The 13,982-nt window shown below is 52.5% G+C and carries 11 protein-coding genes; 7 read left to right on the forward strand and 4 right to left on the reverse strand.

Annotated elements, in window-relative coordinates; genetic code table 11:
- Positions 1-3: 3 nt before the first annotated feature.
- The 3 genes from E6C74_RS13580 to nadC all read right to left on the reverse strand — a co-directional run bounded on the left by E6C74_RS13580 (position 4) and on the right by nadC (position 3,283).
- Positions 4-1,812 carry an ATPase, T2SS/T4P/T4SS family gene (locus tag E6C74_RS13580; protein ID WP_136486093.1) on the reverse strand — a complete coding sequence of 603 codons (1,809 nt, stop codon included), beginning with the start codon at positions 1,810-1,812 and terminating at the stop codon, positions 4-6.
- Positions 1,812-2,222, reverse strand: coding sequence for a prepilin-type N-terminal cleavage/methylation domain-containing protein (locus E6C74_RS13585; protein WP_136486095.1), 411 nt, complete (start codon positions 2,220-2,222; stop codon positions 1,812-1,814). Before E6C74_RS13585 ends, E6C74_RS13580 begins: the two co-directional genes overlap by 1 nt.
- 173 nt (positions 2,223-2,395) lie before the next feature.
- Positions 2,396-3,283 carry a carboxylating nicotinate-nucleotide diphosphorylase gene (gene nadC / locus E6C74_RS13590; protein WP_136486097.1) on the reverse strand — a complete coding sequence of 296 codons (888 nt, stop codon included), beginning with the start codon at positions 3,281-3,283 and terminating at the stop codon, positions 2,396-2,398.
- 142 nt (positions 3,284-3,425) lie between these two features.
- On the opposite strand from nadC, the gene ampD reads away from it, so the two are divergent.
- A complete protein-coding gene (gene ampD / locus E6C74_RS13595) occupies positions 3,426-3,974 on the forward strand; it encodes a 1,6-anhydro-N-acetylmuramyl-L-alanine amidase AmpD (protein WP_136486099.1) in 549 nt (182 codons plus the stop codon).
- A 29-nt stretch (positions 3,975-4,003) separates the two neighbouring features.
- Here the strand turns inward: ampD and fldB are convergent, their stop codons facing one another.
- Positions 4,004-4,525, reverse strand: coding sequence for a flavodoxin FldB (gene fldB, locus E6C74_RS13600; RefSeq protein WP_136486101.1), 522 nt, complete (start codon positions 4,523-4,525; stop codon positions 4,004-4,006).
- Positions 4,526-4,662: 137 nt separating this feature from the next.
- On the opposite strand from fldB, the gene xerD reads away from it, so the two are divergent.
- From xerD to aceF, 6 genes are all read left to right on the forward strand, one after another.
- A complete protein-coding gene (gene xerD / locus E6C74_RS13605) occupies positions 4,663-5,571 on the forward strand; it encodes a site-specific tyrosine recombinase XerD (RefSeq protein ID WP_136486103.1) in 909 nt (302 codons plus the stop codon).
- Between the two features lie 15 nt (positions 5,572-5,586).
- Positions 5,587-6,348, forward strand: coding sequence for a bifunctional protein-disulfide isomerase/oxidoreductase DsbC (dsbC, locus tag E6C74_RS13610; RefSeq protein WP_136486105.1), 762 nt, complete (start codon positions 5,587-5,589; stop codon positions 6,346-6,348).
- Between the two features lie 47 nt (positions 6,349-6,395).
- A complete protein-coding gene (gene recJ, locus E6C74_RS13615; RefSeq protein ID WP_136486107.1) occupies positions 6,396-8,135 on the forward strand; it encodes a single-stranded-DNA-specific exonuclease RecJ in 1,740 nt (579 codons plus the stop codon).
- A gap of 370 nt (positions 8,136-8,505) precedes the next feature.
- The gene (pdhR, locus tag E6C74_RS13625) at positions 8,506-9,276 is read left to right on the forward strand and encodes a pyruvate dehydrogenase complex transcriptional repressor PdhR (protein ID WP_136486111.1); all 771 of its coding nucleotides are present in this window, start codon (positions 8,506-8,508) and stop codon (positions 9,274-9,276) included.
- Positions 9,277-9,332: 56 nt separating this feature from the next.
- Positions 9,333-11,993: a pyruvate dehydrogenase (acetyl-transferring), homodimeric type gene (gene aceE / locus E6C74_RS13630; protein ID WP_136486112.1), complete on the forward strand. Its 2,661-nt coding sequence runs from the start codon at positions 9,333-9,335 to the stop codon at positions 11,991-11,993.
- 17 nt (positions 11,994-12,010) lie between these two features.
- Positions 12,011-13,903 (forward strand): pyruvate dehydrogenase complex dihydrolipoyllysine-residue acetyltransferase, encoded by a 1,893-nt coding sequence (aceF, locus tag E6C74_RS13635; protein WP_136486113.1) that lies wholly within the window; start codon positions 12,011-12,013, stop codon positions 13,901-13,903.
- Positions 13,904-13,982: the final 79 nt, after the last annotated feature.

Consider the following 13,982-nt stretch of genomic DNA (forward strand, 5'->3'; position numbering starts at 1 on the left):
CGCTCACCAGGTCGCCAGACCCAGTACCCGCTGCAGCTCCGCCAGGCTGGTCTGCCCGGCGAGCAGTTTTTCACAGCCGGCTTGCTGCAAAGTCTGCATGCCCTGCTGACAAGCCAGCGACTCCAGCTGCTTCACAGGTGCGCGCTGTAGCAGTGCATCGGCAATGACAGGTTCAACATTCAGCATTTCATAGATACCGGTGCGTCCGGCGTAGCCACGATTACAGTGGGGACAGCCGTCCGGGTTGGCGGCAAAGATCACCGTGTCTGTTACCGACTTGCGCTGCTCAGTTGTCTGTTGCTGCTGCTCTTGTGCTGAATGAGCCGGCGCGCTTGCGGCAGGAGAGTGGGTTAGAGGACGGCTTTCTATATGAAGGCTTTCTATATGAAGTAAGTCGGCCTGCGCCCGGGTCAGTTGGGTGGCGATTTTACACTGCGGGCATAAGCGGCGTACCAGACGCTGAGCCACGATAAGATTCAGCGACGATGCCAGATTAAAAGGTTCAATGCCCATATTCAGTAAACGAATCAAAGTCTCTGCGGCTGAATTGGTATGCAGAGTGGATAGGACCAGATGCCCGGTCTGAGCGGCTTTGAGTGCAACGTCTGCGGTCTCGCGATCGCGGATCTCACCCACCATGAGTACATCCGGATCCTGACGCAGAAATGTACGCAGGGCCTGGGCAAAGCCAAATCCGATCGCCGGCTGGACTTGGACCTGGTTAATCCCGTTGAGGTTAATCTCGACCGGATCTTCTGCGGTAGCGATATTGAGGTGTTCACGATTGAGCTGCTGCAGCCCGCAGTATAACGAAATGGTCTTACCGCTGCCGGTTGGTCCGGTGATCAGGATCATGCCCTGTGGTTTGTGTAGAGCCTGCAGGTAGCACTGTTTTTGCTGCTTGCTGTAACCAAGCTGGTCCAGTTCAAGCGGCAGAGCCTGATTATCGAGCAGGCGCAGGACGATCTTTTCGCCCCATAAGGTCGGCAGAGTGGATACACGCAGGTCAATCGCGCTGTCATTATTGAGCCGCAGTTTGATCCGACCATCTTGCGGCAGACGGCGCTGGGCGATATCCAGCCGGGCAAGAATTTTCAGACGCGCTGCCAGGCGGCGACTGAGGTGCGGAGCCGGTTGCTGGGTCTGAATCAAGATGCCGTCACAGCGAATGCGGATGCGATAACTCGACTCGTAAGGTTCAAAATGGATATCCGAGGCCCGTTTGCGTACCGCGTCGAGTAACACCTGATGAATGAATCGGCTGACCGGTGCTTCGTCCTGGCTGACATCCAACTGATAATTGGCTTCATCTTCGGCAACCTGTACCGCATCGGCGAGCTGTTCCTGGCTGATCTCTTCGCGGCGCTCGGCATGATAGCTGGGGAGTGTCTCGCCATACAGACGTCGTATCGCCGCTTGCAGGCTGGGCTGATCAGTCAGCACCGGTTTAACCATCAGACCGGTGGCAAAACAGAACTCTTCTTCCGCTTGGGGCCAGCCGGGATCCGATACGGCCAGGGTTAACTCCCGACTGTCACGCTGCAGGGGCAGCGCCTGATAACGAATGATCAGCTCGCTCAGACCCAGTTGCTGACACAAAGCCGGGTAGTCGAAGTCGTCGAGTTCAATCAGCGGCAGGCTGAACAGACGACTCAGTTGCTGGCTTAGCTCGGCCGGGGTCAGCACGCCTTGTTCAAGGATCGCTTGTGGCGCACTGATATGGCGGCTCAGCGTCTGGCGCTGCAGCGCTGTTTCCTGCTCGCCATCAAGGACGCCGGCCTGACGCAACTGGCGGAGTAATTGGGTGCTCATTATTGGTTGTCCGCACAGCTTTGTGGAGTCTCAAAATTCAGGTCTGAGGCCAGGTTGACGGTGCATCGCCAGCCACTATCCTGGCGGGTATACAAGATAGAAGAGCCGTGGAGTGAACCTTGCTCAAAGGTAAACTGCAGGGTATTGGTTTGTGGTGCAGTCACTTTTCCGAGCGGGGAGTTGTCCTGGTATTGAGTGAAGTCGGCCAGCGAGCCATTTTCCTGCCAGTAAAGCTCGGCCGGAGTGAGCAGAGATTTAAGGGTCGCCAGACCGGTGGCCAGTTCACTTTTGGCGACATAATTCTGATAGGCCGGAACACCGATGGCAGAAAGGACGCCGATAATAGCCACCACGATCATCAGTTCGATCAGGGTAAAGCCGGAAGGTTTAACGCTCAATTTACGCTGCATAACACTCTCTGGGTATGAATGGATGAGCGCTGAGTGTAGATGGGGCGAAGTGGCTAGCCGAGCAGGATAGAGACAGGTTACGAGCCGGACGGCAAAGGGACATACCCGCTCAACAAACGGTGTGCATCCGGTTTGCGAGCGGGGTTAAGTTTTACAACCTGGATTCTTGATGTCTAGTTAAAACGCATTGAAAGATCCATCGCGCGCACATGCTTGGTCAGGGCGCCGACCGAAATGTAATCCACACCAGTTTCGGCGTATTCGCGCAGGGTTTGCATGGTCACATTGCCTGAGTTTTCCAGCGCCGCACGGCCTGCATTAATCGCCACAGCTTCACGCATCATAGGCACGGTGAAGTTGTCGAGCATGATGATGTCAGCACCGGCCTCAATGGCCAGGCGCAGTTCATCGAGGTTTTCTGTTTCCACTTCGACCGGTTTGCCCGGGTTAAGCTGCTTGGCGGTGGTGATGGCCTGAATGATACCGCCACAGGCGATAATGTGGTTCTCTTTAATCAGGTAAGCGTCAAACACGCCGATACGATGGTTGAAACCACCGCCGCAGGCGACGGCATATTTCAGTGCGCTGCGCAGACCCGGTACCGTTTTACGGGTGTCGAGCAGACGGCAGTCGGTACCCTGCAGAGCCTTAACATACTCGGCAGTAATGGTGGCACAACCGGACAAGGTTTGGATAAAGTTCATCGCACTGCGCTCACCGGTCAGCAGAATGCGCGCCGGGCCGCTCAGTGAGCAGAGTTTCTGGTTCGGTTCAACTTTATCACCATCCTGGACGTGCCAGTCGATCTTGACCTCACCACCAAGCTGGCGAAAGACTTCATCAGCCCAGGCCTGGCCACAAAAGATACCATGCTCGCGGGTAATAATGGTGGCGCTGCCCTGAGCGTCGGCCGGAATCAGGCTGGCAGTAATGTCGGCATTCGGATCCAGTGTGCCACCCAGATCTTCTTTCAGGGTATCGCTAACCGAACGGGTAACTTCCAGTGGCAGGTGCTGTTTGAGGTAATCAAGGCGTTGTTGGCTGTTATGAGTATCTTTCATCGCAAATCATTCGGGTGAGTTGAACCGGGATGGGGATGATACGATGTGTGCGGCTGAAATTCAGCCCTTAATCTCGCATTTTGTCGTGACAGGGTTAAGATAGATGGCAGCAACCCGGCTTTTTCAGACAAAAGGTAGAATCATGATTGATGACCAGGGCTGGTACGCCGATGCGCGTCATGTTCCGTCGCCGTTTTTTGATCAGCGTAGTGATGCGCAGGATATTTCGCTGCTGGTGGTGCATAACATCAGTTTGCCGCCCGGCCAGTTTGGCGGACCTTATATTGAGCAGTTTTTTACCGGCTGCCTCGATCCGCACGCGCATCCGTTCTTTGCCGTGATCCATAACATGGGGGTGTCCGCACACTGCCTGATCAGACGTGACGGTGAAGTGGTGCAGTTTGTGCCATTCAGCGCGCGTGCTTGGCATGCCGGGCAATCGAGCTTTGCCGGACGGACGCGTTGCAATGATTATTCGATCGGGATTGAACTGGAAGGGTGCGACTATGTCGCATACAGTGAGGCGCAGTATCAGGCACTGACCCGCTTAACTCAGGTGCTGATGCAGACTTATCCGGCCATCACGCTGCCACGCATTACCGGCCATCAGTATATTGCCCCGGCACGCAAAACCGATCCGGGGCTGGTGTTTGACTGGCAAAAGTTTCGCCGTCTGCTGAACGGCCAATAACCGACGTTAAAGCGGCCGGTGCCCAGTTATTACAGTGCCTGCTGATACTCAACCAGGATTTGCTCGATCCAGGTTGCGATGCGTTCGTCACTCAGTTCATATTGTGAATCTTCGTCCAGCGCCAGGCCGACAAACTGACTGCCGTCTGCCGTGAGTGCTTTTGAGGCGTCAAACTGATAGCTGTCATCATTCGGCCAGTAGCCGATCAGGTTCGCCCCGGTCTTCTTGATCTCGTCGTGCAGCATGCCCATCGCATCGAGATACCATTCGCCATAGCCTTCTTGATCGCCTAAGCCGAACAAGGCGACGTACTTGCCGTTTAGCGAAACGCCAGCGATGTGATCCCATATTTCACTCCAGTCTTCCTGGATTTCGCCGAAATCCCATGTGGAGATGCCCAGTATTAACAAATCATAGTCGCTCATGAAGCTGAGCGGGGTCTCTTTCACATTGTGAATGTCGAGCAGATCTTCACCCAAAATAGCGCGCATTTTTTCCGCCGCCATTTCGGTGTAACAGGTGGTGGAGCCGTAGAACAGACCGATCTTCATAATTACACGTTCATTTTTACTCTGGAATGGGGAATTCTAACCATAAAATAACCAAGAGTGCAGCGAATATCCTGCTATCGCCGGACATTTATGGTATTAAGCTTAGGTTTAGACAAAGAAAAAAGATGAGAAGGACAATGTCAGAGCCTTTTTCTCCCGATCAGGGGCTGGTGGAACAATTCCTTGATGCAATGTGGATGGAGCGCGGTTTATCTGAGAATACTCTCGCCTCATACCGCAATGATTTAACCAAACTGCTGCAGTGGATGGAAGCGCACAATTATCGCCTCGATTTCATCAGTATATCCGGGCTGCAGGAGTATCAGGGCTGGCTGGCGGATAAAGATTATAAACAGACCTCGCGCGCGCGCATGCTGTCGGCGATCCGGCGCCTGTTCCAGTATCTGCATCGTGAAAAAATCCGCAGCGATGATCCCAGCGCTTTGCTGGTCAGTCCTAAGTTGCCCAAACGGCTGCCCAAAGATCTGAGCGAAGAGCAGGTGGAGGCGCTGCTCAGTGCGCCTAATCCGGAGGATCCGATTGAGCTGCGTGACAAAGCAATGCTCGAGCTGCTGTATGCCACCGGGCTGCGTGTGACTGAACTGGTGTCGCTGACGATGGAAAACATCAGCTTACGTCAGGGCGTCGTGCGGGTGATTGGTAAAGGCGGCAAAGAGCGTCTGGTGCCGATGGGTGAGAATGCCATTGAGTGGATCGAAACTTTTATCTCACAGGGGCGGTCTTATCTGTTGGGCGAGCAGACTTCAGATGTGGTGTTTCCCAGTAAGCGTGCGCAGCAGATGACGCGGCAGACGTTCTGGCACCGGATTAAACATTACGCCATCATTGCCGGTATCGACGTAGAACTGTTATCTCCGCACGTATTGCGTCACGCTTTTGCGACCCATTTGCTCAACTACGGTGCCGACTTGCGTGTGGTACAGATGTTACTCGGTCATAGTGACTTATCGACCACGCAAATTTATACTCATGTGGCGACCGAACGATTGAAACAACTACATAGCGAGCACCACCCAAGGGCTTGATAGAAAGGATTTTTTATGAATTTACTACACCGGTTTTCACTGCTGCTGATGTCCCTGCTGGCAGTGTTTAGTCTGACAGGTCAGGCGTTGGCGGCGGACAGCCAGAGCTCAATTGATAAAAGCTTGTTTGAACAGCGTTTTGCTAAGCTGGGGCTGCAAGTGATGGACGTAGTGCCGTCCGATGTCGCTGGTCTGGTTGAAGTGCAGACCGGCAACGGTGTGCTGTTTGCCTCGCCGGATGCGAAACATTTTATTGCCGGCACCTTATATGCGCTGGATGATAACGGCGGTTACCGCGATGTACTGGCCGAGCGTCAGGCGCCAATCAATGCCAAGAAGATCGCCCGGTTTGAAGACAGCATGATTGAGTTTAAGGCTGATAATGAAAAGTATGTGGTGACCGTATTTACCGACATCACCTGTGGCTACTGTGTGCGTCTGCACAGCCAGTTGAAAGAGTATAATGATGCTGGAATTACCATTCGTTATCTGGCGTTTCCGCGTCAGGGGGCTGATGGTCAGGTGGCTGAGCAGATGGCCGCGATCTGGTGCAGCGACGATCCGAAACAGGCGATCCACAACGCGAAACTCAAACGTGAAATGCTGGATGTGTCCGGCAAGGATCTCGCTCAGTGTAAGCAGACCATCAAGCAACATTACAATCTGGGACGCGAGCTCGGTATCAGCGGGACACCGGCTATTTTCCTGCCGAACGGTGAAATGGTGGGTGGCTATCTGCCGGCTGACCAGCTGCTGCAACGTCTGCAACAAATCTAATCAGAACAACCAAGGATACAGGCCTGATTTATCAGGCCTGACTGCATATGATCGAAATTCAACCAAGACCAGAACCGGACCTGTCGCTGCTGCCTGACACGATTCCGGCACTGCTGCGCCGTATTTATCTTAACCGCGGCATCAGCGATGTCGCTCAGCTGGAAAAAGCGGCAAAGGCGTTGCACTCTTATCAGCACTTGCACGGAATTGATAAAGCCGTTGAGCTGCTGTTTAACGCCATCCGTGAGCAGAAGCGTATCATTATCGTCGGTGATTTCGATGCCGATGGTGCAACCAGCTCGGCACTGTCTGTGCTGGCACTGCGTATGCTGGGCAGCCGCAATGTCGATTATCTGGTGCCGAACCGGTTTGAGGATGGGTACGGACTCAGCCCGGAAGTGGTCGAGCAGGCGCTGGCCATGAACGCCGAAATGATCATGACGGTGGATAATGGTGTCTCCTCGATTGAAGGGGTGCGTTTTGCCAAGCAGCATGGCCTGCAGGTGTTGGTTACGGATCACCATTTACCGGGCCAGACCTTGCCAGAGGCCGATGCCATGGTGAACCCGAACCTGCAAAGCTGCGCCTTTCCGTCCAAGGCATTAGCCGGGGTGGGCGTGGCGTTTTATCTGATGATGGCGCTGTGTGTGCAGATGCGTAAAAGCGGCTGGTTTGCCCAGCAGGGGATGGCAGAGCCTAAACTGATGGAGCTGATTGACCTGGTGGCACTTGGCACTGTGGCTGACGTGGTGCCGCTTGATGACAATAACCGCATTCTGGTCCATCAGGGACTGCAGCGCATCCGTGCCGGAAAAGCCCGGCCCGGTATTCAGGCTCTGATTGAAGTCGCCAAGCGCGATGCCCGTAAACTGGTTGCTGCAGACTTCGGCTTTGCCCTTGGGCCGCGCATAAACGCCGCCGGTCGTCTGGATGATATGTCGTTCGGGGTTGAACTGCTGCTGAGTAACAACATTCATGCCGCGCGCCGCATGGCGAGTGAGCTGGACGGGCTCAATCAGACCCGTAAAGAGATCGAAGAGGGCATGAAGCAGGAGGCGATGGCGTTCTGTGAGCGGCTCCAGTTCAGTAAAGACAGTGAACTGCCGCATGGTCTGGTCATGTTTCAGCGTGACTGGCACCAGGGCGTGATAGGCATTCTGGCATCGCGGATTAAAGAGCAGTTCCATCGTCCGGTGATCGCGTTTGCCGATGGCGGCGATGGGTTGATCAAAGGTTCGTGTCGTTCGATTCCCGGCCTGCATATGCGCGACGCGCTGGATAAAATTGATACCCAGAATCCGGGCGTCATTCTTAAATTTGGTGGCCATGCGATGGCGGCGGGCCTGACCATTGAAGAGAAGAATTTTGAGCGTTTCAGTCGCCTGTTTGACCAGGTCGTGCGTCAGGATCTCGATGAAGCATTGCTGAAAGGGGTGATCCTGACTGACGGCGAACTGACGCCGGAAGAGTTCTCGATGCACACGGCTGAGATGTTGCGAGCTGGCGGGCCATGGGGGCAGGCATTTCCGGAGCCGGTATTTGAAGGTGAGTTTAAAGTCCTGCACCAGAAACTGGTGGGTGACAAGCACCTTAAGCTGATGCTAGAGCCGCTCTATAAAGGCCATCCGACCAACATCATGATCGATGGTATTGCGTTTAACGTCGATCTGCGCCGCTGGCCGGATGCCTCAGTCAAGACAGTACGCCTGGCCTACAAGCTGGATATCAATGAATTTCGCGGTAACCAGTCGTTACAACTGATGGTGGACCACCTCGAAGCCAGATAGAGCGAAAAGGGTGATTTACCGGGTAATAACTGGTTAAGAAATAAACAAAAGAGCGGCCAAATTGTGTGTCGCTCTTTTTTTATCCATTTTTTGTGAACTAAACCGGATTTTTGCTGAAAATATCGACTTTGTGAATGGTTGTAACTTACGGTTAATTTCTGCGCTGTATGTTTTTTGTAATTGGTATGACCAATGTTATTGCGGTTATAGCGCGCCCTTGTTAGCAAAGTGTTGGCGGGCGATGGCTTCTATGACTTAGGTCAATTTTTGACTGGACAGTCACGTTTTAATTATGTTAATTTCTGCCCCAACTTGAAATTGGTATTACCAATTGCCAGCAAGAATATAAAGAGTAGAAGAACAATAAATTATGGCTTATCAAAGGATTCGTCAGCCGAAGCTATCTGATGTGATAGAGCAAGAGTTAGAACGGCTGATCGTGGAAGGAACATTGGCCCCCGGGCAACAACTGCCTCCGGAGCGTGAACTGGCTAAACAGTTTGATGTTTCCCGCCCCTCAGTCAGAGAAGCCATTCAGCGCCTGGAAGCAAAACGTCTGCTTACCCGTCGTCAGGGTGGCGGCACTTTTGTCAGCGAAAACATCTGGAAGAGCTTTTCTGATCCTCTGCTAAATTTATTGTCTGTCCATTCGGAAACCCAACTGGACCTGCTGGAAGCGCGTCACGCGCTGGAAGGCATTTCTGCCTATTTTGCGGCATTGCGTGGTACGGAAGAAGATTTTGCCCGGATTCAGGCCTGTGTGGCACGAATCGGTGAACTTCAGGATGCCAAGGACGTTGAACAGGAATCGGCCACGGTGATGGAGTTTCTGATAGCAATTACAGAAGCTGCCCATAACGTGGTATTGCTCCATATCGTTCGCAGCCTGGCTCCCCTGCTCGAGCAAAATATTCTGCAGAATTTTAAATTATTACGCCGCCGCCCCGAGGCGGTGGAAAAAGTAAGTAAACACCGAGCTAATATCGTGGATGCGATCGTGTGCGGTCAGCCGGAAAAGGCGCGCGAAATGTCTCATTCCCATTTAGCTTATATTGAAGAAACATTGTTGGATCTGACCCGGGAAGAGTCTCGTCGTGAGCGTTCCCTGCGCCGCATCCAGCAGGGTAATGATTCGCAGTAAAGCTGCGGTTCATTGCGATTCAAAATAAAATCCAACCAACAGAAGGATAGATCGCCATGTCTGACATGAAGCATGACGTAGATGCACTGGAAACTCAGGAGTGGTTAGCCGCGCTTGAGTCAGTTGTACGTGAAGAAGGCGTAGAACGTGCCCAGTTCCTACTTGAAGAAGTTCTGGAAAAAGCACGTTTAGATGGCGTTGATATGCCAACTGGTATCACTACCAACTACATCAACACCATCCCTGCAGCACAAGAGCCTGCTTACCCGGGTGACACAACACTGGAGCGTCGTATCCGCTCTATCATCCGCTGGAACGCGATCATGATCGTGCTTCGTGCATCGAAGAAAGACCTTGAACTGGGTGGCCACATGGCATCATTCCAGTCATCTGCTGCTTTCTACGAAACATGTTTTAACCACTTCTTCCGCGCGCCGAACGAAACTGACGGTGGCGACCTGGTTTACTACCAAGGTCACATCTCACCGGGTATCTACGCACGTGCATTCGTTGAAGGTCGTCTGACTGCAGAACAGCTGGACAACTTCCGTCAGGAAGTGGATGGCAAAGGTATTCCTTCATACCCACACCCTAAACTCATGCCTGAATTCTGGCAGTTCCCGACCGTATCTATGGGTCTGGGTCCAATCGCTTCTATCTACCAAGCTCGCTTCCTGAAATACCTGGAAGGCCGTGGCATGAAAGATACTTCAGCTCAGCGCGTATACGCATTCCTGGGTGACGGTGAGATGGATGAGCCGGAATCACGTGGTGCAATTTCTTTCGCTGCGCGTGAGAAACTGGACAACCTGTGCTTCCTGATCAACTGTAACCTGCAGCGTCTGGACGGCCCGGTAATGGGTAACGGCAAGATCATCCAGGAACTGGAAGGTCTGTTCAAAGGTGCTGGCTGGAACGTTGTTAAAGTTATCTGGGGCAACAACTGGGATTCACTGCTGGCGAAAGATACCACAGGTAAACTGCTGCAGCTGATGAACGAAACCATCGATGGCGACTACCAGACATTCAAGTCTAAAGACGGCGCTTACGTACGTGAGCACTTCTTCGGTAAATACCCAGAAACAGCTGCTCTGGTTGCAGACATGACTGACGACGAGATCTTCGCGCTGAAACGCGGTGGTCACGAGTCTTCTAAACTGTACGCAGCGTTCAAGAACGCGCAAGACACCAAAGGCAAACCAACTGTAATCCTGGCTAAGACCGTTAAAGGTTACGGTATGGGTGATGCAGCTGAAGGTAAGAACATTGCGCACCAGGTTAAGAAGATGGATATGACGCACGTTGTTGCGATGCGTAACCGTCTGGGTCTGCAAGATCTGATTTCTGACGAAGAAGTGAACAACCTGCCTTACCTGCAACTGGAAGAAGGTTCGAAAGAATTCGAATACCTGCACGCTCGTCGTAAAGCGCTGCACGGTTACACGCCACAGCGTCTGCCTAACTTCACTCAAGAGTTCATCGCTCCTGAGCTGGAAGAGTTCAAACCTCTGCTGGAAGAGCAGAAGCGTGAAATCTCTTCAACTATGGCCTACGTTCGTGCACTGAACATCCTGCTGAAGAACAAGAACATTGGTAAGAACATCGTTCCTATCATTGCTGACGAAGCGCGTACTTTCGGTATGGAAGGTCTGTTCCGTCAAATCGGTATCTACAACCCACACGGTCAGACTTACACTCCTGAAGACCGTGGCGTTGTGTCTTACTACAAAGAAGACACTGCGGGTCAGGTACTGCAGGAAGGTATCAACGAACTGGGTGCAATGTCATCTTGGGTTGCAGCTGCGACGTCTTACAGCACCAACAACCTGCCAATGATCCCGTTCTACATCTACTACTCTATGTTCGGTTTCCAACGTGTTGGCGACATGGCGTGGATGGCGGGCGACCAACAAGCACGTGGCTTCCTGCTGGGTGCAACGGCAGGTCGTACAACTCTGAACGGTGAAGGTCTGCAGCACGAAGATGGCCACTCACACATTCAGGCAAACACGATTCCAAACTGTATCTCTTACGACCCGACTTTCGCATACGAAGTGGCGGTAATCATGCAAGACGGTATCCGTCGCATGTACGGTGAACAGCAGAACGTGTTCTACTACCTGACCCTGATGAACGAAAACTACGCGCATCCGGCAATGCCTGAAGGCGCGGAAGAAGGTATCCGTAAGGGTATCTACAAGCTGGAAACTCTGGCTGGTTCGAAAGGTAAAGTTCAGCTGCTAAGCTCTGGTACTATCATGAACGAAGTACGTAAAGCGGCAGTGATCCTGAGCGAAGAGTACGGCATCGCTTCTGATGTTTACTCAGTCACCTCTTTCAACGAACTGACTCGTGATGGTCAGGACGCAGAGCGTTACAACATGCTGCACCCTGAAGCAGAAGCGAAAGTACCATACATTGCAAGCGTAATGGGTACTGAGCCTGCTATCGCAGCAACTGACTACATGAAGAACTATGCAGACCAGGTTCGTGCCTTCGTACCTGCTGAATCTTACAAAGTTCTGGGTACTGACGGCTTTGGCCGTTCAGACAGCCGTGAAAACCTACGTCGTCACTTCGAAGTGAACGCAGGTTACGTAGTTGTTGCAGCGCTGAGCGAACTGGCTAAACGTGGCGATGTTGAGAAATCTGTCGTAGCGGAAGCTATCAAGAAGTTCGACATCGACACTGAAAAAACAAACCCACTATACGCTTAATTAAGGTAGGAAAAGCAATGGCAATCGAAATTAATGTACCAGACATCGGTGCGGATGAGGTTGAAGTTACCGAGATTCTGGTAAGCGTTGGTGACAAGGTAGAAGAAGAACAGTCTTTGATCACTGTAGAAGGCGATAAGGCTTCTATGGAAGTACCTGCGTCTCAAGCGGGTATCGTAAAAGAGATCAAAGTAGTGGCTGGCGACAAAGTTTCTACTGGCTCTCTAATCATGATTTTCGAAGCCGAAGGTGCAGCAGCTGCTGCTCCTGCGGCAGTTGCACCTGCAGCAGCGGCCCCTTCTGCTGCAAGTGAGTTGAAAGAAGTTCACGTACCTGATATCGGTGGTGATGAAGTTGAAGTCACTGAAATCATGGTTGCAGTTGGCGACAGCATCACTGAAGAACAGTCTCTGATCACTGTTGAAGGCGACAAAGCTTCAATGGAAGTACCAGCACCATTTGCCGGTACTCTGAAAGAGCTGAAAGTGGCTGCTGGCGATAAAGTATCGACTGGCTCACTGATCATGGTATTCGAAGTCGCGGGTTCTGGCGCTCCGGCAGCGGCTCCGGCTGCAGCGGCGGCACCAGTTGCAGCAGCACCAGCCGCTTCAGCAGCAAAAGAAGTGAATGTTCCGGATATCGGCGGTGACGAAGTTGAAGTGACCGAAATCATGGTTGCAGTTGGCGACACAGTGACAGAAGAGCAATCTCTGATCACCGTAGAAGGCGACAAAGCTTCAATGGAAGTACCAGCACCATTCGCAGGTACCGTTAAAGAAATCAAGATCGCAGCGGGTGACAAAGTGTCAACCGGCTCACTGATCATGGTGTTTGAAGTGGCCGGCACTCCGGTGGCAGGTGCAGCTCCGGCGGCAGCGCCAGCACAGGCCGCGGCTCCGGCAGCAGCGGCACCAAAAGCTGAAGCGCCAAAAGCAGCAGCTCCGGCAGCAACTGGCGATTTCCAGGAAAACAACGAGTACTCACACGCGTCTCCTGTTGTGCGTCGCCTGGCTCGTGAGTTCGGCGTTAACCTGGCGAAGGTTAAAGGTACTGGTCGTAAGAGCCGTATCCTGAAAGAAGACGTACAGAACTACGTGAAAGAAGCGCTGAAACGTCTGGAATCTGGCGCAGGTGCAGCAGCATCTGGCAAAGGTGACGGTGCAGCTCTTGGCCTGCTTCCTTGGCCAAAAGTGGACTTCAGCAAGTTCGGCGAAACAGAACTGCAACCACTGTCTCGTATTAAGAAGATTTCTGGTGCTAACCTACACCGTAACTGGGTAATGATCCCGCACGTTACTCAGTGGGATAACGCAGATATCACTGAACTGGAAGCTTTCCGTAAAGAGCAGAACGCAATCGAAGCGAAGAAAGACACTGGCATGAAGATCACGCCACTGGTGTTCATCATGAAAGCGGCTGCTAAAGCACTGGAAGCGTTCCCGGCGTTCAACTCTTCTCTGTCTGAAGACGGTGAGAGCCTGATCCTGAAGAAATACGTGAACATCGGTATCGCGGTAGATACACCAAACGGTCTGGTTGTTCCTGTATTCAAAGACGTGAACAAGAAAGGCATCTACGAGCTGTCTGAAGAGCTGGCTCAAGTGTCTAAGAAAGCACGTTCAGGTAAACTGACTGCGGCAGATATGCAAGGCGGCTGTTTCACCATCTCAAGTCTGGGTGGTATCGGCGGTACTGCGTTTACGCCAATCGTAAACGCGCCAGAAGTGGGTATTCTGGGTGTGTCTAAGTCAGAAATGAAGCCAGTATGGAACGGCAAAGAGTTCGCGCCACGTCTGCAACTGCCACTGTCTCTGTCTTACGATCACCGCGTGATCGATGGTGCAGAAGGTGCACGCTTCATCACTTACTTGAACGGTTGCCTGAGCGACATTCGTCGTCTGGTTCTGTAATCGCGTTCAAATAAAATAAGGCGGCTGTTATAGCCGCCTTGGTTTAAGCATTGTCTTGCAATTTAATGATGGAAAAATT

It is taken from the genome of Vibrio sp. H11 (genome assembly GCF_004804295.1).
Taxonomy (GTDB): Bacteria; Pseudomonadota; Gammaproteobacteria; order Enterobacterales; family Vibrionaceae; genus Vibrio; species Vibrio ostreae.